This window comes from Pseudoalteromonas sp. PB2-1, from assembly GCF_045040605.1.
Classification (GTDB): Bacteria; Pseudomonadota; Gammaproteobacteria; order Enterobacterales; family Alteromonadaceae; genus Pseudoalteromonas; species Pseudoalteromonas arabiensis.
This window is the reverse complement of sequence record NZ_CP090667.1, coordinates 1,621,115-1,644,651: the sequence shown is the minus strand read 5'-3', so window position 1 is coordinate 1,644,651 and position 23,537 is coordinate 1,621,115. Positions and strand designations below refer to the sequence as shown.

The window sequence follows — 23,537 nt, the reverse complement described above, 5'->3', positions numbered from 1 at the left end:
AAAATGGCTTTTTTTTCGATTTACCCAAGACTATTACTTCGAAAAAGCAGATAATTGCACCTATTATGATGAAAACGCAGTGCAAGGCCGTTTACGGCTTTTGCCTGCAACGCGCACAAAGGTGGAATTTTTTAATGGAAATTAAAGTTAATTTTCTCGACAACCTCAGACTTGAAGCCAAGTTTGATGACTTCTCTGTCATTGCAGACCAACCTATTCGCTACAAAGGTGATGGCTCAGCGCCAAGCCCATTTGATTATTTCTTAGCGTCTTCTGCGTTGTGTGCGGCTTACTTTATTAAAGTGTATTGTAATTCACGTGATATCCCGACTGATGGTATTCGCGTTGCACAAAATAACATTGTTGACCCTGAAGACCGCTATAACCAAATTTTTCAAATTCAGGTTGAATTACCAGAAAGCTTATCGGAGAAAGATCGTACGGGTATTTTACGCTCAGTAGAACGCTGTACAGTAAAACGCGTCATTCAAACAGGCCCTGAGTTTAAGATCGATACCGTTGAAAGCATTGAAGCTGACGCGCAAGCGATGCTGATGGCAAAACCAGATGATGAAAACAATACCTTTATTTTAGGTAAAGATTTACCACTTGAAAAAACCATCGCTAATATGACGGCTATCCTTGAAGAGTTAGGGATGAAAATCGAGATCTCTTCTTGGCGAAATATTGTACCAAATGTATGGTCATTACATATTCGTGATGCAGCGTCACCAATGTGTTTTACCAATGGTAAAGGTGCAACGAAAGAAAGCGCGCTATGTTCGGCTTTAGGCGAGTTTATTGAGCGCTTAAACTGTAACTTCTTCTATAACGACCAGTTCTTAGGCGAAGACATTGCTAATAGCGAGTTTGTTCATTACCCAAATGAAAAATGGTTTGCACTCACCGACGATGACTCACTACCTGAGGGTATTTTAGATGACTATACCCGTGAAATTTACAATCCAGATGGTGAGCTTTGTGGCTCGCACCTAATCGATACCAACTCTGGTAATAAAGAGCGTGGTATTTGTTCGATTCCTTATGTACGCCAGTCAGACGGTGAAACGGTTTATTTCCCTTCAAACCTTATCGAAAACTTATTCTTAAGTAATGGGATGAGTGCAGGTAACAACTTTGCCGAGGCAAAAGTACAATGTTTATCTGAAATTTTTGAACGTGCCGTTAAGCGCCAAATTATCGAGCAAGAAATTGTTTTACCAGATGTACCTGAAGCGGTATTAAACAAGTACCCAAGCATTGTAGCGGGTATTAGAGGGCTTGAAGAGCAAGGCTTCCCTATTGTTGTAAAAGATGCCTCGCTAGGTGGTCAGTTCCCTGTGATGTGCGTAACACTCATGAACCCTAAAACAGGCGGTGTATTTGCCTCTTTTGGTGCGCACCCAAGTTTTGAAGTTGCCTTAGAGCGCAGCCTAACTGAACTGTTGCAAGGCAGAAGCTTTGAAGGTTTAAACGATGTACCTAAGCCAACGTTCAATAGCATGGCGGTCTCTGAGCCTGAAAACTTTGTAGAGCACTTTATTGATTCAACAGGTGTTATCTCATGGCGCTTTTTCAGCGCTAAACACGATTATGATTTTGTTGAATGGGATTTCTCTGGCAGCAATGAAGAAGAAACAGCTAGCTTATTCGGTATCTTAGAAAGCTTAGGCAAAGAAGCTTACATTGCTGAGTTCTCAGATCTTGGTACAGCGTGTCGCATTTTAGTGCCTGATTACTCAGAAGTGTACCCTGTAGAAGACTTAATTTGGGACAATACTAATAAAGCGCTTAACTTCCGCGAAGATATTTTAAATCTGCATCGCTTATCAGAAGATCAACTTGCTGATCTCGTTGAGCGTCTAGAACAAAGTGAGCTTGATAACTACATTGATATCATCACCTTAATCGGTATTGAATTTGATGAAAACACAGTGTGGGGCCAATTAACAATCCTTGAGCTAAAACTACTTATATACCTAGCACTTGGTGATTTAGAAGCAGCGATGGAGCTAGTTGAAGCCTTCTTACAATACAACGACAACACCATTGTTGAACGTGGTTTATTCTATCAAGCAATGCACGCCACATTAGAAGTAGCACTAAGCGATGATCTAGAGATTGAAGATTACATTCATAGCTTCACTCGTATGTTTGGTCAAGAAACGATGGATGCAGTTGTTGGCTCAATCAACGGCGATGTAGTGTTTTATGGCTTAACAGAAACCAGCATGAAGCTTGAAGGCTTGGATAGGCATCAGCGTTTAATTGATAGTTATAAAAAGCTACACGCTGCTCGCGCTAAAAAAGCGGGGCTGTAAGTAAATATCAAAGCCGCACGTTTTCGTAACCTGCGGCTTTTCTGCTTTACTTAAAAACGTTACTTAACGAAAATGCACACCTGTAATATCATACTCAGCAATAAAGCGACCACCATAAGTATCCACAAACATAAACTCCATCTCTATTTTTTCTCGTCGGCCTTTATGTTCAAGCAATTCAATAATAAAGTATTTATTCGAATTAAGATCAAAAGAACGGCCTTGTGTTTCTCGTGTAATATTAAACTTTGTAGGATTACCAATACTATCAAAGTACTCAAACAGCACGTTTAGACCGCGCGCATAAATTCCCGAGTCTCGCTGTGAAGAATTAGGTCTTTGTTGAGCCAACAACCAGGTTTTGTCCTTTTGATTTACAGCTTTAATAAACTCAGTCATTAATTGTTGATGTTCAACCAAAGGCGGCATTTTTACTTCTTTGAGTGCTTGTGTGAGTTTATCTCCCGCTATACCTGTTCTTGCTATGTAATTATCAAAACCTGCCTCTATCGACATATAATTGAGATAGTCAGCAAGGCCACCTTTGTACACCTGTTCAAATGTGCCATATTCTTGCGACAGAATACGTTCAAGGCGATTATAAAAAGAAAAAGCATGCGCTGAGTCTAATTTTTTCAGTTTCGACGTATCTATCAATTGACCAAAAAGTAGTGCATTTAAGTCAATTACATTCGTTTTTTCATCAAACGTAACGATTTCCTTAGCCCACTCTCTATCGGCTGTGGCAAGTTGCAAATAGTAACGTTGAAAAGGCGCACCATGCTCATCAGCGATTGTTATTTTATTTGTCGAAAAGTCATAAATTTTGGCGTTTTTTGTAGGGCCAGTTCTAACACTTACCTTAAAGCCGTTTGACAGTTCAGTAAATTTATCAGACTTCTCAATCACAACTTCCTGTGAAGCAAAAGCAGTCGTCGTAAAGAGCACTAAAAAGCTGGCAATGAATATACTAACAGTTTTCATATAAATCCCTTTGAAGTTAAAATTAGACCTACCTATTACAGGTCCAAACAGTTACCTTAAATGTATATTAAAATTGTAAGTAATTGAAGCCCAGTGTAAATGTTAGGGTTTAAGATTTATAACGGTTAAGGTTTATAACGATAATGCCCTGTTATTTTATAACTAAATAACATATCTTCGAGTACAGGCCCTGCCCCTATGTTGTGCACAATCAGTGGCCTTTTTTTATCTCTTGACAGTTCATCAGTCACTATTCCAATATGAGGTAAGTTGCCAGGCAGCATCCAAGTGACAATATCTCCCCCCTATAATTGCTCGCGTCTTCACTTATATTCAAACTATGCCCATGTCGTTTAAAGAAATGCTGTAAGTTAGGAACACGCCGGTGATCAATATTTGAATCAGGCTTTGTTAAACCCCATATTCTGTTTGATGGATATAAAGTAAAGTTATCACGCATATCCTCATGAACGAGTACTTGTAAATCGGTTCCGAGTGCCCTATAACTGCGAATTATGACATCAGTACACACACCAATAGTGGCAGGTACATCACCATTTGGATAAGCAATTCTTTTATAGCTTCCGTCATAAATAACGGAGTGATTTGTTCGCTCCTTAGCGGCTTGAACAAGTTGACTATAAAAGTCATCTGCTTTGACGTTAAATACAAGTAATGTAGGTAATAACAATGCTGTTCTAATCATTTATTTAATCCCTTAAAAGTTCGAGCATAGTTAATTTTAGGAGTTAATGCGCTAAGTTGGTTATAAGTAGAATACCCATAAGTTAAGCTAGCACATAAATATCTAAATTTAGTTGTTTTATAATAAAATTAAACACTCTAAATTTAATCTTTTTCTAAATAAAAATAAAAGATGAATGCACTAGACATAAATGCAGCAAATAAGGCCATGAATATGGCATAGTAAACTATAAACCAGACTTTTAAGTGTTTAGGGACTAAATTTCTTTTATCTAACATTTTATAACGTTTAGCATGCCAGTCAGAAAAAAATATCGTTGCATAATGCAATGCTCCCCAACCTGTCATAAAGATATTTAATGAATAAAATCGAACCCCATCTTCTAATATAGCCTCGACTTCTGAAATTCGTTTACCTTTCAGAAAAAATAACATAGGGAATATTATAATGAAAATCCCACCAACCCAAAACAGTGTGAGGATGACAAATGTGAGTTCTAATAATTCCATTTATTTATAGTAGCTCCATATATTTTTTGAGTTAGGTGCTTCTCCAAACGAGCCTCAACCCAAAACCTTATTTATCTCCAAAGCCAAAATGCATCACAAAACAAAGTAGCACAAACGCAATAAAAACAATCATAAAAAAATGTAATAAGCGACAAACCAGCACCGCACTTTCTTAGGCACCTTTTCTCTTTTTTCATAGAGGCCATAACGCTTTGCATGCCAGCCCCAAAAGAAGACGGTTGCATAATGTAATATTCCTACGCCAGCAGTAAAACTATTCATTAGATAAAAAGTTTTACCGTCATCGAGAATTTCCTCTACCATAGGCAACTTTTTAGATTTAATAAAAAAAGCATTGGCAGGATGATTAAGAACATTCCCACAATGAAAATAAAGCTCAAAGCAAAAACGAGTAAATCGAGTACAGTCATTATCCTTTTAACCTTATGTAATCCAAATTATTTTTACCTATTTTAGAGCCAAGTGGAATATTTCAGCTTTAACATACAACAATAAAATGCTTCATACTCCCCCTTAGAGGTTAACAATGTTAAAAAACAAAAGCCACGGCGAGTGCCGTGGCTTTTGTGTTACTGCGTTAGCAAAACTACTTTAACGCATCTTCAATAACTGGGTAGTGATCCCATACTTGTTTGTCGCTCACTGAGCGAAGTAACTTGATGTATTCAGCATGAGTCCAAGCAAGCGGTGTGGCTGAGTTTGTACCCTCACCTAGCTGATAGCCTGCTTTATTGTTACCTACACCATCCCAAACTTGTTCAGGTAACATCATCCCTTCATTAGCAAATGCTTCCATGCCTTTTACATAGGTGTCTTTAATTGCTTGTTGTTTTATTGCATCAAGGCTATTAGTTGCGTTTGCCGCGGCGATTTCATAGTGACCACGCTCACCTGTGAAAAACGGCCATACACGCCCTCGTTGACCAGGGGTGTTGTTACCACCTTCAGCATAGTTGTTACCTGTCACTTCATCTTCACCGTAACCATCGTTACCATAGCGACGGTAGCCTGGGTATGAACCTGAGCCATCAGCAAAGTTAAAGGTGTAACGTACTTGCAGGTTATCAACTAAGGTTTCGTCATCATACTCTGGTAATGTTTTTACAATACTTGGCGCAAGTGCATCACGAACACCATAACGTACAAGCTCTAAGAAACCACCATCAAGGATTTGCTTTTTATCAAAGCCTTCACGACCATTATTAGCGTTAAGTGTAGTTGATGAGTTTGGATCTTTGTCTTGACCAATACGAATGAAATATTCGCCATCGCTGTTTTCAGACTTAAGGTTACCTTGAGTCGTAAACATCGTGCTTTCAATTTCACTGTTGTAGGTTTTAGCCGTTGCTAGGTAACGCTCTGCATTTTTGGTGTCGCCTGCTTTTTTAGCAATATCAGCAGCTGTCACTAAGCCTGCAACAACCGCAGCAGTTGTTGAAGGTGAGAAGCCATTTTGTTCTTCCCAACGCTCTTGTTGTGTTGCGGGTGGTATAACTTGCGTGTCGTTCCAAAGAATTTTCGCAAGGCCACCATCAACCAAGAAATCAGCAGCTGGCTTTAACATTTTGCCATACCAATCTGTCAGCTCTTGATCGTTAAGTACGCCTGCTTGATGTAGTTTCCATGCAAGCATAATTGGCATTGCTGTTTGGTCAAGCTGTACACCTACCCACTCAAGCTCACCATCAACGTGCGTCTTTTGTAAGAACCACCCAGTGTCACCACCATTACCTGGTGTATTATCTGTTACTTGTACTTTTTCTAGATATTCAAACGCTGTCTTGGCGGTACGTGTATCACCCATGGCCATAAATGCCATTGCTACTTGATAGAAGTCACGAACCCAAACCGCTTTATAACCGGTAGAACCTGTTTTAGCTGATACTGTTTCACCCCAAGGGTTAGAAAGTGACGCAATTAAAGCACCGGCATGGGTTTTATCTTCTTGCGCTTTTAACACCATGGCACTGGTGTAGAGCAACTTACCATTATCAGCGGTGCTATTAGATAATGTGCTCAAAGGCGCAAGGCTTGATAAGTAGTCTTCCCAACCAATTGCAGCACCCTCACCGTTATAGGCAGCAAGCACTTTTTGGTAGCCTTGGTTTAAACTTGCTTGACCTTCTTTTAAACTTGCAGCTTCAGAGTTACCAAAACTTAAAGCTAAATCAAAAGTGGTGTTCTTTGATACTTCGCCAAGCTCTGCAAGTAAGCTTACATTGCCCGACTTATCACCCGTATTTTGGTAAGTCGTTGATAATGATTGCGATGCTTTTAACTCTTTTAAGCCATCACTTACACCCGTAAAGCCAACGCTTGCTTGCTTAAATGGTTGAGCTGCTTGTAAAGATAAAAAGTTATCATCCTGCCAAGCAACCAGACCCTTGTCGGTCACTTTTGCAAAGTCATCTAAGCCATTGTTATCAATATAAGGGTTTACATTAACGTAGGCTTTCACACCATCAAGATCTGTATTAAATACGCTACGAACAAACAATGTTTGACCGTTAGGATCAGTGAAGATATGTTTTTCTAGGGTGAAACGGCCTTGTTTATCTTTACTGACTACTTTATAAGCAAGCGATAATGGGCGACCCGCGTCGTCTTTGTATAAATAATCAATGCTTACATCCAGATCATCACTTTCTGTTACGGTAAAGTCTTTACCGACTACAACAAACTGCATATCTTTGATTTGTGCTTGGTGAATTAAACCAAACATGGTTTCTGTGATCATGCCTTTCGCGATTGAAAACCAAACTTTTGATACTTTGCCTGTAGCGGCAGAGTCGCTGTAATGGCCGTCTTGGTATTGCTCATACGATGTACCAATACCTGTTTTACCTGAGTAAGCCCAAAAAGGCTCAACACCTGGCGCACCAGGCGCAGAAACCTGCTTTACTGCTGTATTAACTGATTGCTCTGAACTACAAGCTGTTAAACCTAACGCTAACAAACTTGCTGTAATGAGATTAATTTTTTTCATTGTGTGTCCTTAGTATTGTTGCTTAACGCGCAGTACAGCAATTGCTGCTAGTACGAATGACACTGCACCTAGCACTAACGCATAAATCGGTTGATTATCAAAAAAGTGGCGTAAAATTAGGCCTAATACGCTTGCCGCCAAAAGCTGCGGGATAACAATAAAGAAGTTAAAGATACCCATGTACACACCCATTTTCTTACTCGGTACTGAGGTACTTAACATTGCGTACGGTAAAGAGAGAATTGATGCCCAAGCGAAACCGACACCAATCATCGGCCAGATAAGTAAACTCGGATCTTTGATAATAATAAAGCTGACCAGCCCTAATGCACCTAACACAAGATTGATAGCATGGGCCATTTTAAGCCCCACTTTTTTTACGATGATCGGGATACAAATTGCAGCAATGGCAGCAAAACCATTGTAAGCGGCAAATAATACGCCAACCCAGTCCGCACCGTTATTGTAAGCAAGTGAGCTTGTATCACTGCTGCCGTAGTGGAAACTGGTTACCGCTGAGGTGGTATAAATCCACATTGCAAACAATGAGAACCAGCTAAAAAATTGCACCCAAGCCAATTGCTTCATTGCCTCAGGCATTGTGAATACATCATTCACAACTTGATAAAAGCCACCACTGGTTGCGTTTTTAGCTTTTAAAGCACCAGCAATAAATTGAATAACACCAAAGCTAATCAAACCACCAGCAAGCAAATAAAGCTCTTTTTCAAGCGATAGGCCTGTAACAATACCCAGAACGACAAGGCCAAGAACCGTAAAAATTGCAGCGCCTTTGTTAAAGTTTACATCACTTTGAAGATCGTTTGAGTCATCGCTCTGCTCTTGTTCATGAAAGCTTTCAAGCTCTTGAGGTGAATATTCTTTGGTGGTAAATACGGTCCAAAAAACGGCGACGAGTAACACAACGGCACCAAAGTAAAACGAAAATTTCACAGAGTCAGGAATTTGCCCTGCAGGTGCTGTATTGGCAATATCGAACCAGTTAGTCATCATCCAAGGGAGTGCAGAGGCTACAACCGCGCCAACACCAATGAAGAAGCTTTGCATCGCATACCCTGTTGCACGTTGTTTTTTTGGCAGGTTATCGCTCACAAGGGCACGGAAAGGCTCCATAGTCACGTTAATTGACGCATCCATGATCCATAACATACCCGCTGCAATCCAGAGGCTTGGTGAGTTAGGCATAATGAATAACGATAACGTCGTTAAAATAGCCCCATAGAAAAAGAATGGACGGCGGCGACCTAACTTATTCCATGTTTTATCGCTCCAATAACCGATGATCGGCTGCACAATAAGGCCTGTTAGTGGCGCAGCAACCCAAAGGATTGGAATGTCATCAACATTCGCACCTAGGGTTTGAAAAATACGGCTCACATTACCATTTTGTAATGCAAAGCCAAATTGGATGCCAAGGAACCCAAAGCACATATTCCATATTTGCCAAAAGCTTAGCGTTGGTTTGTTATTATTCATTGTCAGCCTTTAAGGTAAATACTGCACTGCTCAAGCCATTCAGTTGTAATTGAATTGGCGCATTTGTTGTTGCCTCAGAAATCACAATGTCAGCATGATTCTCTAGGTTATCAGTTAATGTTAAACCACTGTGGTTAAGCTTAGGTAACAACGCTTGGTTAAGAGTAAGCTCAACATTTTGTGGGTTTTCTGAAAAGTTACTTACCACAAGCACCAGCTGTTGACCTAGCTTGCGCGTAAAGGCAATGACTTGTTCTGAGCCGGTCAATTCAACCGCTTGCATGTCACCGCCGACAATGGCAGGAAGTGAGTTTAATGACATTAACTTAGTGTAGTAAGCGCGAAGGTTAGCTTGCTCTTTTGAAAGTGCACCTCCATCGAATTTACCATTATTCATCCACGCTTGATGCGCAGGTACACCCATATAATCGAAGATACTGGTACGCGTTGGGTCACCAAAGCCACCATTTTCAGAGCCATCTTCACCGACAGCTTGACCAAAATAAAGTAAGGTTGGCGAGCGCGACATTAAGGTAGACACCACCATTGCTGGCTTACCTTTTTCACTGCTGCCCGCGAAATCTGGGCTAGCAATACGTTGCTCATCATGGTTTTCTAAAAAGTGCAGCATGTGCTCTTCAATATCAGCCACTTGGCTTTGAATATCGAAAATAGTATCCGCTGGTTGCTTACCTTGCATCACAGCTTTAACCGTGTCGTAAAAACCGACTTTGTCGTACAGATAATCCATCTTACCTTGCTGGATATATGGCCGGTAAAGCGTTGGGTTATAAACTTCGGCTAGAATAAAGGCATCACTTTTTTGCATCTTGATTGATGAATTTAAAAAGCTCCAAAACTCAACAGGCACCATCTCGGCCATATCATAACGGAAACCATCGACACCTTTATCTAACCAATAAAGCGCGATATCACGGAATTTATACCAGCTATTTGGCAGCTCTTTATCTTGCCAAAATGCGTAGTGGGCGCGGTAATCTTTATCAGCGTAATCAGCAGGTAGTGTTGGGAAATCGTAGCTGCCATCTGGTTTCACACCGTAATTGATTTTAACGGTTTCGTACCAATCATTGATGTCTGGTTTAGCGGCACGTGCCCCATTACCCGTCCATTTTGCTGGGCTTTCGGCAAATTGATTATCAGCAAGTGGATGCGGGTTGCCACCTAACACTTGGTAGCTATCGCTGGTAGGAACTTGAAATGACTGCCCTGTTACATAGTAAAAGTTGTTATCGCGCGCATACGTTTTTGTCGTGTCATCATCAGCACCAAAATCCTTTACGCCTTCAGGCTTGGCGACTGACTCATAGTTACGCGCTACGTGGTTTGGCACAATATCAATAACAACTTTCATACCGTGCTCATGAGTACGATTGATTAGCTCTACAAACTCCTCTAAGCGGCGCTCAGGATTAATTGCTAAATCAGGATTAACATCGTAATAATCTTTCACCGCATACGGTGAGCCTGCACGCCCTTTTACAACATCAGGGTCATCTTGCGACAAACCGTATTCTGTATAATCAGTTACTAAAGCATGACGCGGCACACCTGTATACCAAACATGCGTTGTACCTAGCTCTTTAATGCCTTGTAATGCTGCATCATTAAAATCAGCGAATTTGCCTACCCCATTTTCTTCTAATGTGCCCCAAGGTTTATTGGTGGTGTTTGTATTACCAAATAATCGAGTGAATACTTGGTATACCACAGGCTTGGAGATAGCGGCTTGGCTAGATTCAGATTGCGTTTTTTGTGTGTTCTGCTCTGCTGGTGCATCGCGACCACAGGCAGTTAAACCTAGTACCGATGCCACGACTAACGCGGTTATTTTATATGTTGTCATCATTACTTCATTTTTCTGTAAATATCAGTTCATACTAATGTTAAGGGCTGCATACGGACAGTAAATGCATACGTATTCAGCCTATTAGTTGCAATTATTCAAGCTCGATTAAGCGTGCTTGCATCGCTTTTAAGCGGATTGGCGTAGCAAGATCAACGCGCTTTTCGCTGATTAAATCGCGCCCTTTGTTAGTGCCTTTTAGCACTTCTTGCATGTAGCTTAAGTCCCAATCAATGGCTTGTTGGTTTTTGTTCAGAACAACCAATACAGTTTGGCCATTATGCTCTCTCACATAGCTGTAAACGCCTTGCTTTGGCGAAAAATGCATTAAACGGCCCTCGCTTAGCGCTGGCTTTTCTTGGCGCAGCTTAAGCAGTTTTTTCATGCTAGCTAACATCTCTTGCTGATCAGCTGAAAGCCCTTTGCCTGTGAAAGCATTTGCTTTTTGACCTTTAAAGCCACCTGGGAAGTCAATACGAATATCACCGTGATCATTACTTGGCGTGTTATCAAGCAACAGCTCAGTGCCGTAATAAATTTGTGGAATACCGCGAGTTGTTAACAGTAGCGTCATGGCCAATTTCGTTTTTGCTAAGTCTTGCCCAAGCTCAGTGTAAACACGACTCATGTCATGGTTATCTGCAAACACTAAAATGTTATCGGTATCTGCATATAAAAAGTCATTCGCTAGCGATTGATACACTTTTATCCAACCTGTATTCCAACTTTCCTCTTCATTAAGTGCTTGGATCAGTGCTTCTTGTAATGAAAAATCCATCACACTTGGTAAATCAGAGGTATAGCCATCTTGATTGACTTTGCCGCGCTGCCAATAAGAAGCAATTGCTGGGTTGGTTGTCCACTCTTCGCCAACAATATTAAAGTTTGGATACTCGGTCATAATCGCTTTAGTCCAATCGGCTAAAAACGCTTTATCTGAGTATGAATAGGTATCAACACGAATGCCGCTTAAGTTGGCGTATTCAATCCACCAAATGGCATTTTGAATCAAATAAGTTGAGAGTAACGGCTGGCGCTGATTTAAATCAGGCATCGACTCAACAAACCACCCATCATTAAATTGACGTTTATCGTATTGGCTGGCATGAGGGTCTTGAATTGTTTGTCTGGCGTGGCTTGTGGCATTTTTACCGTTTTCAAACTTGCCATCAAAGTTAACCCAATCTGCTGTTGGCATATCAACCATCCACTGATGCGATGAACCAAAGTGGTTAAGTACCATGTCCATCACTAAGCCGATGCCATGCTCTTTCGCTTCTGCGGATAAGGTTTTGTAAAGTGCATTACTGCCCATACGCGGATCAACCTTGTAGAAGTCAGTAATGGCATAACCATGATAAGAATAACTTGGCATGTCATTTTCAAGCACAGGTGTTAACCAAAGTTGCGTTACACCTAAGTCCTCAAGATAATCTAGGCTATTAATAACACCTTGAATATCACCGCCATGACGACCTCCTTTGAAGCTCGGATTTGCAGCCTCCTGCATACCTGCAACGCTGTCGTTACTTGGGTCACCATTTACAAAGCGATCAGGATTGATTAAATACAGCGTATCTTTGTTTGTAAAGCCATCGCGGTTGGCACTTTGCTTATCTCGAGCATTTAATGGGTAAGTAAACGTTGTGCCATCTTCAGCTTTAAAAGTCAGTTTTCCCGGCTTTGTATTATCGCTGATGTTTAAATCTAAAAAAGCGTAGTTAGGGTTATTTGTTGTTGTCACCCCTTTAAACTCAACGCCTTTATAAGGCATCATTTGCCAGGTTTTGTTAGCAATATTGTTATCGTAAAGCATGACTTGCAGTGAGTTGTTTTGCATCCCTACCCACCAATTTTCTGGTGATGCGGTAATTGCATAACTTGCAGTCGAGTTGAAAAGCGTGAATGCGGTGGTTAACGCTAAAAATGTCTGTGTTTTTTTCATAATTAATTTTGTACTTTTTCTAAAAATTGACGGTGGCTCGGCAGTTGCTCAACGGCACTATTAATCAAGGTTTTTAAACTACTAAATAGCTCATTTAATTGCTCATCGGATAATGCATCAGCCAATGGGTGATGATCCTCTGCAATGAGTCCTTGCCCTATCATCACTTGCTGCCATGCCACTTCGGCAAATAATTCATCGTCTTCTCTTACGAGCTTGCCGCTGGTTTTAAATAGCTCAATTTTCTTTTTAAGACTGCTTGGAATATCCATATTTTTACAAAAACGCCAAAATGCAGTGTCATCACGCTCAGTTAGTTTGTAATGAAGAATGATAAAGTCACGAATTCGCTCAAATTCTGTTTTACTTTGTTGATTAAATTCATCCACAAGGCATTGCTTAATACCTTGATGAGGAAAAAACTTAATCAAACGAATCGCTGCACTTTGAATTAAATGAATACTGGTCGATTCTAATGGCTCTAAAAAACCGCTCGATAAGCCAATCGATACCACATTTTTATGCCACTGTTTTAAGCGCCGCCCTGTTTTAAATTTAATAAATCGCGGCTCTGTGAGTTGTTTTGCAGGTAAGTTGTCCAACAGCTGTTGTTTTGCCGCTTCGTCTGATAAGAAACGAGAAGAATATACAAGGCCGTTGCCTACACGATGCTGTAATGGAATTTGCCATTGCCAGCCTGAGTCTTTTGCAATCGAGCGTGTATAAGGAATTGCATCCGTTGCTGATTCACTTTGTACTGCAACAGCACTATCGCAAGGCAACCAGTGCGACCAATCTTCAAAACCAGTATTTAGTGTCTGTTCTATCAATAAAGCGCGAAGGCCTGTGCAATCAATAAATAAATCGCCATCTATTTGCTCGCCATTTTTAAGCTGCAAAGAGCGAATAAGTCCGCTTTCATGGCATTGATTAACCGATTCAATTTTGCCTTCAATGCGTTTAACGCCCTGTGATTGCGCTAATTCTTTTAAGAATTCGCCATATCGAGTGGCATCAAAATGGTAAGCATAGTGTAAGCCCGCTAACTGGGTGTTAGGAATATGTTTAAGGTGGGCAAATTTATGAGCTTTGGCAGCTTGATAATTAAGTGAAAAATCCCAAAAATCAGGTACATTATTAGCGTGATGTGCTTTTAACCAAAAATGATAAAACTCACAAAACGGAAAATCTTTACCTATCTCACCAAAGGCGTGCATATAGCCGTGACCTTGGCTGCGCCAATTCTCAAACTCGATACCGAGCTTAATCGTTGCGCCAGTGGCCTCTATAAATTCTTTTTCTGAAATGCCAAGTGCACCATTAAGATGTAAAATAGGCGGAATACTTGCTTCACCTACCCCAACGGTGCCAATTTCAGCTGACTCAACAAGTGTAATTTCGAGCACTTTACCCAGTACTTTATTGAGTAATGCGGCAGTGATCCATCCTGCAGTACCACCACCGGCAATTACAACCTTCGTTATCTTTTTTGAACCCATAGTACACCTAACACCAATTTCAATTTATTGAGTGTAGCTCACTGATACAAAAAAGCCCTTGTAAAACAAATCACAAGGGCAATTTCTATCACTACATTAGCTTATTACAGCTTGTAGCTGAAGCCTAACAGGAATGTACGACCGTAGTCTTGGTAATCACGCACTTGTAGTGAGTTATCACCTTGTAGTGATGTAAACGGCTCTTCAGTGATGTTCTGAACTTGGAATGTTACAGATAAACCGTCAAGGCTCTCTACGCCGCCTTCACTAAAGTCGTAACCAATTTGCGCATCCCAAATTGTTTCGCCTTTAATATCAACTTGTGTAGTCGCAAAACCTAAACCGTATACATCACCTTTAAAATCGCTGCGCTTACGCATGCTAGTACGCGCTTGGAAACCGTTACGCTCAAAGTACACTGTTAAGCTATCGATTTGGTCAGATAAACCAGGTAGCTCATACTCATTACCGTTTTGGTCTGTAATATCTTGCTCAACACCTGTGTGACTTGCGATTAAACCAAAGCCATCAAGTGAATCACTAAACATGGTGAACGGCAGTGTTAATGAAAGCTCATAACCCCAAAGGTCACCAGAGCCACCATTTACTTTACCAGAGCCGGTACCCGTTGAAGTTGCTGGAATCTCACCTGTTGATGGGTCAGCAACACCGCTCATATCAATTTCGTAAGTACCATCAAAGATCCACTGCGTAATATCTTTATAGAAAAATGCAGCGGCAAAATAACCTTCTTCATGGAAGTAGTTTTCGTAGCTTAAGTCAAAGCCAGTTGCTTCTTTAGGCTCCAGCTCAGGGTTACCACCTGATACACTCCAGTAATTACCGTTTTCATCTGGTTGTTGATTATAAGATGCATTAACTGATGAGTTCATTTCGTCTAAGCGGGCACGAGAAATTGTTTTCGCTGCGCCGAAACGTACGGTTTGCTCTTCATCGATTGCAAATGATAAGTTTAAGCTTGGTAAGAAATGGCTGTAATCGTGACTTACATCTGTTGGAGATACAACGACTAGACCGTCAACTGTGTTAGCAGCGAAGCCTTGTGAAGACTGTTCAGTTTTAACATAGCGAACACCAATGTTACCTGTTACTGGGATTGAACCTAGCTCTGCATTAATGTCTGCTTGAGCAAAGAACGCTGTCACTTCTTCTTGTACTGTCCACGATTGTGTCTTGTGCTTTGAATCAGTTAAGCTTTCTTGAAGTAAGCTGTAGTAGCCATCATTCACTAAAGCATTGGTATCATAAGCAACCATATTGCCCATACCAATGAAATCAAGGCTCGCCGTACCTAAGCGGTATTGCTCTGGGATTGATAACATACCAGGGTTTGAAAGTGAGAAGTCTTTTAACGTCATGAAGTAACCTTCAGACAGTTTACTCTTCTCACGGTCACGATATGACACACCGAATGACACGCGGCTGATATAAGCGTTATCAAGGACTTTGCTTGCAGCAAGCTTCAATGTGCTTAGTTCATCATTGATTTCTGGCGCATTGATAAAGCCATCTTGTGCGGTATTCTCGTATTCAGTACCAGTTAAACCATATTTATCATTCAGAGCAGCACTTGCACCCCAGGATAATGGACCACCTAGTTGAATTAAATCATAATCACTGTAATCAAGGTTATGGCTGAATTGTGCCCCTGTGTTACCACCGTCAAATACATAACCAATATCATCTGCAATGCCATTTGCATCGCCACGACCTGTACCTGAGTAGCTTTCGATACTCCAGATTTGACGTTCAACTTCAGAGCGACTAGCGTCAAACTCTACTGACCAGTCATCACTGATATCGTACTTAGTGTTAAAACCAAATTGAGTTAGCTCTGCATTACGCTCTTCATAGTCATTACGCACTACAACACGTTGACCTTGTGTAACAGCACTGGTTATAAAACCTGAGTCTGCATCAACAACGGCTGAACTAGGGTCGATTGAACCTTGACCCCATGCAAATGGAACTTCGATACCACGTAGGATTTTTTCATCTGAAAAATCCACATACAAAGCATCGAATGTCATATTTAAACGGTCATTCGGTGCTGCTTCTAACACGAACATGGCTGTATCACGTTCAAGTGTCGATGAGCGTACAAACGGCTTAGCGCCACCTAAGATAGAATAGGTATTACCATCTTCGCCGGTAAATTCTGGGTAGCCCCATGAGTTCCAACGCTTCTCTTGATTTGGAGAGCTCATCGTATTGTAGGCAAATGCAACGCCGATGGTGTCATCAGCAAACTGATCGATATAAGAAATTGTGCCACGAAACCCTTTATCGTCGCCGTCTGGGTTTAATTTATCAAAGCCTGTTTGCTCATATTGACCATTGAACATGATAACTTGCTCACCTTTGCTTAAAGGTTTTACAGTTTGCATGTCAATTACGCCAGCAATACCTTCGGCTTCAATACCTGCACTCGGTGTTTTATATACAGTTACACCGCTCATGATTTCTGATGGGTAAAGGTCAAATTCAACGCCACGGTTGTCACCAATTGACACCTGTTCACGACCATTGAAAGTTGTGGCACTTTCGTTTTCGCTAAAACCACGAACACTAACCCGACTTGCACGTCCATCTAGACGCTGGGCTGTTAAACCAGGAAGACGCGCGATCGATTCAGCGATTGATGAATCAGGTAATTTACCGATATCTTCTGCTGAGATTGACTCAACGACTTCAGGTGTGAAGCGTTTCGTATTAATAGACTCTACAACACTGCCACGAAAACCTTTTACTTCGATAACCTCAACGTTATCATTTTTTGCTTTTTGGTCTTCTTCAGCAGCATACGCTACAAAACTATTTAAACCTGCGGCTGTAAGAGCCAGAGTTAATATACTTGGTTTGAACATAGACATAATGTTTTCCCATTACCCAAATTGTAATGCCAACGTGATGCAGTTATCTGTTTCAGAAAAGCTGTTATTCGCTGACTGATTTTGTTGTCGAGATGAATATTAACGCTCAGCTTATTTTCTTAACAAATTTATGCATACGTATTCAGCCTAGTTCATGCAATTTAAATTTAACAAATATTTTACAGGTGAAATAGTTAAGTTACTGATTATTATTTATTTATTTTCAAAGCCAAGTAAGGAAATGTGAATGAAACAAAATTGTCTTACTTTAAGCACCCAAACTGGGACCTGACTGTAAAAGCTAATACTTACTAGTGATCAAAGAGGATAGAAAAATTATTACTTCTAATTCAACACAGCGAATGTTAATTGGTCATACCAAAAAACTTGTTGCACCACTTTGTGACAAGCCAGCTATTTTATGCACCACAGTGGATTTTTAGTTGTGTTTTTTAGGACAGTAAAAAATTGGTAAAGAATTTCACATTAAAAATTAATTCAACACACACGACTAGCGTTAATAAATTATGCTGAGTTAAAACGTTAATTTAACGTGCATACGTATGCAGAGTTTTTACAGCCTACCCCCCTTCACGTATGCTTTTGACATTCTGGTAATCCTTGTGAGGTTACCTCTCAGTTTACAGACACTGAATGTCACGATGGAGAAAAACATGACTCAAAAGCAGTGGTATAAAGGTGCGGTTATTTACCAAGTTTATCCGCGTAGCTTCCAAGACACTAATGGCGATGGCATTGGCGATATCAAAGGCATCATTGATCGTATCGATTACATTAAGAGCCTTGGCGTGGATGCAATTTGGGTCTCACCTTTTTTTAAATCACCAATGAAAGATTTTGGTTACGACATCAGTGACTACCGTGACATAGACCCTATCTTTGGTAACCTCGATGACTTTGATGAGTTAATTGCACAAGCACACCAACGTGATATTAAAATTATTATTGATCAAGTATTAAGCCATACATCAGATCAACATCAATGGTTTCTTGATAGCCGTGAAGATAAGACTAACGACAAATCTGATTGGTATGTTTGGGCGGATGCAAAGCCTGATGGTACACAACCAAATAACTGGTTATCAATCTTTGGTGGTCCTGCATGGCAGTGGGAGCCTCGCCGTGGCCAATATTACTTGCATAACTTTTTTGCTGAGCAACCAGATCTAAACTTCCATAATCCTGAAGTACGCAAAGCGGTATTAGACAATGTTGAGTTTTGGCTGAAAAAAGGCGTTGATGGCTTCCGTTTAGATGCCATAAACTTCTGTTATCATGACGCTCAATTACGTGATAACCCTGCAAAGCCACCTGAAAAACGTCAAGGCCGTGGTTTTAGCGAAGACAACCCGTATGCGTTTCAGTATCACTATTACAACAATACGCAACCCGAAAACCTGAGCTTTATGCAAGACATTCGTGCCCTTTTGAATAAATACCCAGGTACTGTTGCATTAGGTGAGATTTCATCTGAAGACTCATTAGCAACCATGGCTGAATACACATCAGGCGGTGACAAGCTGCATATGGGCTATAGTTTTGAGCTACTAACTAATGACTACAGCGCAGAATATATTCGCACAACCGTCAACACGTTAGAGCAACGCATGACAGAAGGCTGGCCTTGTTGGGCATTTAGCAACCATGACGTAGAGCGTGTCGCTAGTCGCTGGAGTCAAGGTGAAAAAATTGAGCCACAGCAATGTAAAATGTTAACTGCCCTACTTGCTTCGTTACGTGGTAGCGTATGTATGTATCAAGGTGAAGAGCTAGGTTTGGGTGAAGCCGAAGTCGCGTTTGAAGACTTACAAGACCCATATGGCATTACATTCTGGCCAAACTTTAAAGGTCGCGATGGCTGTCGTACGCCTATGCCATGGGATGCAAGTGATGCAGAACAAGCAGGCTTTTCTACAACAAAACCATGGTTGCCAGTGGGCGATGCCCATAAGGTCGCAGCGGTAAGTACACAAGACCAAGATAAAGATTCGATTTTAAACGCTTACCGTGAATTTATGGCATGGCGTAAAGATAAAAACGTACTATTAGAAGGTGATATTGAATTTATTAATACAGAAGAACCTGTACTTGCTTTCTATCGTGCTTTGGACGGCGTTAAAATGCTTTGTGCATTCAACTTAGGTGCACAAAGTAGCGAGCTTGTTATCGCAGATACTATATCTTCACAGCATACTGAGCTCTCTCATCACACAGCTGAATTAAACAATAATAAAGTCACTCTGCCCGGGTTCGGTTGCTTTTATGCAACCCTGAATTAAACATCAGTTGTTAAAGCCAAGCCCTGCAATTGCAGGGCTTTTTCATGATTGTAGCGCTATCAATGATTCATCGTCTTACTGTTAATATAATCCGTTAAAGCAAATAACACCCCAGAGACCACAAATGTGACGTGAATTAATACTTTCCAAAGTAGTTCATCAGTGGAGTGATTATTCGAGCTGATAAACACCTTTAAGAGCTCAACAGCGGATATGGCCACGATAGCACTGATCAATTTCATTTTCAGGCCAGAGAAACCAACTTTTCCCATCCACACAGGGCGGTCTTCATGGTTTTCGATATTCAACTTTGAAACAAAGTTTTCATAACCACTGAAGATGATAATAAGTAGCAACCCTGCTAATAAAGCAGTGTCTACTAAGGTTAAAATACCAACTAGCAACTCTTGATTTGAGGCAGTAAACGTATTTAAGGCCATGCTGTACAAATATTTAAAGAACTTCAGTAGTAACAAAACAACAGCGACTAATAAGCCAATAAAGAACGGCGCTAATAACCAACGCGACCGAAAAATAAAACTCTCAACAACTTGCTCTACCTTGGTCGGTACTTTCTTTACTTTTGAATTTGTCACTTGCTCAGACATAACTAGATTCACTTTCCTTTTAAAATTAGGAAGATAATACGTGGAATTAGGGGCGTATAGCTAGTATTGCAGCCAAAAATATTGGTTGTTTCTTGTTTATCTTTACGATAAAAAAATTTCGTTATCTTTTTTAGAAATTTAGTTTATAACTTCATTCAAGCAAAGTGGTTTACACATTGCGCACCATTACTGTGTGATAAGCCAGTAATAATTAATTTTGTTGATTAGGAATAATTAAATGAAAAAAGCATTGCTAGCACTGATTTTGGCGCCGGTATTGACTATGTCTGCATCAAATGCAATCGCTAACGAAGCACCTGAAGCATCAGCTGAAATGATCAAAGAATACACTGAAATGTGTTTAAACTGGGCTAAAGATGATGACATCAGCAATGACGAGCTTAAACCTTACGTTTTAAAATGCGTGAATGATGAGCTTGAAGCTGAAGGCTACAAAAAAGTAAACGACGTACAAATCTAGCGTTTATAATTCAGATTAAAAAAACCGGAGCTGACACAAAGAGGTGCACTCCGGTTTTTTATTTTACTAATATTAATTCACTTAATTAAGCGAATTAATATAAAAAGACACGTTACTTTTTAGCTTTGCTGGCCGCTTTTTTCTTCGCGGGAGCTTTCTTTTTGCTCTCTTCTACCCATTTGCCATTTTGGTAGTGTGCTGTCCAGCCTGTGGCTTTACCGTCGACTTCACTCATAACATACTGCTCTTTGTTTTTACGACTGTAACGTACTACAGCAAGGTTACCATCAGGGTCTTGCGTCGGTGCTTCAGCAAGGTAATAAAACTTCTCTGAAATACGATCTTTAAAACGCTTAAGCTCTTCAACTTTTGGCGCACGTGTTTCCCGTGATTTCGGAAAAGTATTTGCAGCTAAGAAAATACCGGATGCTCCGTCCCTTAGGACAAAATAAGCTTCTGACTTTTCACACTCAAGCTCAGGTAAATGAACCGGATCTTCTTTTGGTGGTGCGGCTTCGCCATTTTTAAGTAACTTACGTGTATTCTTACACTCTTCATTACTACAGCCGAAGTATTTACCAAAACGACCTGACTTTAACTGCATGTCTGCACCACATTTATCACATTCGATAATGGGGCCGTCGTAACCTTTAATTTTGAAAGTGCCTTGCTCAACAATATAACCCTTACATGCAGGGTTGTTACCACACACATGCAACTTGCGAGTTTCATCAATTAAGTATGAATCCATCGCCGTTTCACAAATAGGGCAACGCTTCATTTGCATTAATGTTTCTGTTTCAACATCTTCTACATCAGCAGCAATCGCTTCATCACCTGGCACCAAATTCATGGTTGTTGTACAACGTTCTTTCGGTGGTAGGTTGTAACCTGTACAGCCTAAAAACACACCCGTTGATGCGGTACGAATACCCATCTTACGGCCACATGTTGGGCAATCAATATCTGTTTCAACCATCTGGTTTTGGCGCATTCCGCCTTGCTCTTCATCTCCAGAGGCTATTTCTAACTGCTTAGAAAAGTCTGCGTAGAATTTATCAAGCACCTGTGTCCAAACACGTTCGCCTTCAGCAATATCATCTAATCGACCCTCCATTTTAGCGGTGAAGTCGAAATTCATGAGATCTTCAAAGTTCTCTACTAAGCGGTCAGTAACAATCTCTCCCATTTTCTCGGCAAAGAAACGACGGTTTTCAACACGTACGTAACCACGGTCTTGAATCGTTGAGATAATGGATGCGTATGTTGATGGGCGACCAATACCACGCTTTTCAAGTTCTTTAACTAAACTTGCTTCGCTAAAGCGAGCTGGTGGTTTAGTGAAATGCTGTTTAGGATCAAGCTCAACAAGAGTAAGAACTTCACCCTCTTTCACCGCAGGTAAGGATTGATCTTCTTCATTTTTCTTGCGCACAGCAGGCTGAACTTTTGTCCAACCGTCAAAGCGAAGTACACGACCTTTCGCTTTCAATTGATAATCACCAGCAGCCACTGTCAGAGTTGTTAAATCGTACTCTGCAGGCACCATTTGACATGCCACAAATTGACGCCAGATTAACTCGTACAGCTTTTTAGCGTCTGCTTCAACACCATCTAAATGTCCAGACAGCACCGTTACACTTGAAGGACGAATTGCTTCGTGCGCTTCTTGTGCATTGCCCTTTGAGCTATAGCTGATAGGTGCCTTTGGTAAGTATTTATCACCGAATTGCTCTGAAACGTAATCACGACACATTTCAACCGCATCTTTTGACAAGTTAGTTGAATCGGTACGCATATAGGTAATATGACCCGCTTCATACAGACGCTGTGCCAACATCATGGTCTTCTTAACACCATAACCTAAGCGTGTACTGGCAGCCTGTTGCATGGTTGAAGTAATAAACGGTGCGCTCGGTTTACTCTTACTTGGCTTTTCTTCAACGCTAATGACTTTGTAGTCAGCTTTTTCAAGTTCACTAACAGCAGACATCGCCTGCTCTTCATTAACGGGCTTAAATGCTTTATCAGCGTGTTTTGTAACTTCTAATCGTAATGCTGATTCGGTATTTTTGACATCAGCATGAATATCCCAGAACTCTTCAGGTACGAAGGCTTTGATTTCGCGTTCACGTTCAACCAGTAATCGAACTGCAACAGATTGCACGCGACCAGCTGATAACCCTCGGGCTACTTTCGCCCAAAGTAGTGGCGAAACCATAAAACCAACAACACGGTCTAAGAAACGGCGAGCTTGTTGTGCATACACCATGTCAGTGTTAAGTTCACCTGGTGTTTCGAAAGCTTGTTGAATTGCATTCTTGGTAATTTCGTTAAAAACAACACGCTTGTATTTTTCTGGCTCACCACCAATAATTTGCTCGAGGTGCCACGCAATGGCTTCCCCCTCTCTATCCAAATCGGTTGCGAGATAAATTTGATCAGCGTTCTCTGCCAGTTTTTTTAATTCTTGAACGACCTTTTCTTTGCCTGGTAGCACTTCGTAGTGTGGTTCCCAGCCCTTTTCAGGGTCGATTCCCATGCGGGCAACCAAGTTCTTATAATCGCGTTGCTTTTTATAGGCAGCTTTGTCTTCTGGTGACATTTTGCGAACTTCAGCAGGTGTTTTTGTTGCTGCCGTTTTTGCTTTGCCTGAACCTGAAGTCGGTAGATCACGTACATGCCCAACACTGGACTTAACGATAAAATCATTACCTAAGTATTTATTAATTGTTTTAGCCTTTGCTGGAGACTCTACAATTACAAGTGATTTTCCCATAGCTGCCTATTTCTGACCAAGAATTTTAAAGTTTTTTGCTCCTATAAATGTATATCCATCACATTATCTAAATAAGTATGATTTATTAACATTAGAGCACGAATATTTATAGGTATATCTACAAACACCAATTGTTACAA

13 protein-coding genes and 1 pseudogene are annotated in these 23,537 nt (G+C 40.7%); 3 read left to right on the top strand and 11 right to left on the bottom strand.

Going from position 1 to position 23,537, the window contains the following annotated elements; all coding sequences use genetic code 11:
* The first annotated feature begins 134 nt into the window (after positions 1-134).
* Entirely contained in the window at positions 135-2,321 is a 2,187-nt protein-coding gene (locus tag L0Z67_RS07580) for an OsmC domain/YcaO domain-containing protein (protein WP_405128650.1), read from the top strand.
* 63 nt (positions 2,322-2,384) lie between these two features.
* On the opposite strand, the gene L0Z67_RS07575 is transcribed toward L0Z67_RS07580, so the two are convergent.
* From L0Z67_RS07575 to L0Z67_RS07535, 9 genes and pseudogenes are all read right to left on the bottom strand, one after another.
* Entirely contained in the window at positions 2,385-3,305 is a 921-nt protein-coding gene (locus L0Z67_RS07575) for a hypothetical protein (protein WP_405128649.1), read from the bottom strand.
* A gap of 125 nt (positions 3,306-3,430) precedes the next feature.
* A pseudogene (locus L0Z67_RS07570) lies at positions 3,431-4,011 on the bottom strand (DUF1287 domain-containing protein).
* 143 nt (positions 4,012-4,154) lie between these two features.
* On the bottom strand, positions 4,155-4,520 hold the full coding sequence (locus tag L0Z67_RS07565) for a hypothetical protein (RefSeq protein ID WP_405128648.1): 366 nt from the start codon (positions 4,518-4,520) through the stop codon (positions 4,155-4,157).
* A 607-nt stretch (positions 4,521-5,127) separates the two neighbouring features.
* Entirely contained in the window at positions 5,128-7,527 is a 2,400-nt protein-coding gene (locus L0Z67_RS07560) for a glucan 1,4-alpha-glucosidase (protein WP_405128647.1), read from the bottom strand.
* A 9-nt stretch (positions 7,528-7,536) separates the two neighbouring features.
* Positions 7,537-9,024 (bottom strand): MFS transporter, encoded by a 1,488-nt coding sequence (locus L0Z67_RS07555; protein WP_405128646.1) that lies wholly within the window; start codon positions 9,022-9,024, stop codon positions 7,537-7,539.
* The gene (locus L0Z67_RS07550; RefSeq protein ID WP_405128711.1) at positions 9,017-10,891 is read right to left on the bottom strand and encodes an alpha-amylase family glycosyl hydrolase; all 1,875 of its coding nucleotides are present in this window, start codon (positions 10,889-10,891) and stop codon (positions 9,017-9,019) included. The genes L0Z67_RS07555 and L0Z67_RS07550 overlap by 8 nt, the downstream gene beginning before the upstream one ends.
* Before the next feature lie 94 nt (positions 10,892-10,985).
* Entirely contained in the window at positions 10,986-12,836 is a 1,851-nt protein-coding gene (locus tag L0Z67_RS07545; RefSeq protein ID WP_405128645.1) for a glycoside hydrolase family 13 protein, read from the bottom strand.
* Positions 12,837-12,838: 2 nt separating this feature from the next.
* Positions 12,839-14,335, bottom strand: a complete 1,497-nt coding sequence (locus L0Z67_RS07540; RefSeq protein ID WP_237115152.1) for a tryptophan halogenase family protein — start codon at positions 14,333-14,335, stop codon at positions 12,839-12,841.
* 104 nt (positions 14,336-14,439) lie between these two features.
* Positions 14,440-17,229 (bottom strand): TonB-dependent receptor, encoded by a 2,790-nt coding sequence (locus L0Z67_RS07535; RefSeq protein ID WP_062568921.1) that lies wholly within the window; start codon positions 17,227-17,229, stop codon positions 14,440-14,442.
* 674 nt (positions 17,230-17,903) lie between these two features.
* Here L0Z67_RS07535 and L0Z67_RS07530 point away from each other — a divergent pair.
* Complete coding sequence (locus L0Z67_RS07530; RefSeq protein ID WP_405128644.1) at positions 17,904-19,529, top strand: alpha-glucosidase; 1,626 nt, start codon at positions 17,904-17,906, stop codon at positions 19,527-19,529.
* Positions 19,530-19,588: 59 nt separating this feature from the next.
* Here the strand turns inward: L0Z67_RS07530 and L0Z67_RS07525 are convergent, their stop codons facing one another.
* The gene (locus tag L0Z67_RS07525) at positions 19,589-20,137 is read right to left on the bottom strand and encodes a TIGR00645 family protein (RefSeq protein ID WP_062568919.1); all 549 of its coding nucleotides are present in this window, start codon (positions 20,135-20,137) and stop codon (positions 19,589-19,591) included.
* A 238-nt stretch (positions 20,138-20,375) separates the two neighbouring features.
* On the opposite strand from L0Z67_RS07525, the gene L0Z67_RS07520 reads away from it, so the two are divergent.
* Positions 20,376-20,618 (top strand): hypothetical protein, encoded by a 243-nt coding sequence (locus tag L0Z67_RS07520; protein ID WP_062568918.1) that lies wholly within the window; start codon positions 20,376-20,378, stop codon positions 20,616-20,618.
* A 112-nt stretch (positions 20,619-20,730) separates the two neighbouring features.
* On the opposite strand, the gene topA is transcribed toward L0Z67_RS07520, so the two are convergent.
* The gene (gene topA, locus L0Z67_RS07515; protein WP_062568917.1) at positions 20,731-23,397 is read right to left on the bottom strand and encodes a type I DNA topoisomerase; all 2,667 of its coding nucleotides are present in this window, start codon (positions 23,395-23,397) and stop codon (positions 20,731-20,733) included.
* Positions 23,398-23,537 lie beyond the last annotated feature (140 nt).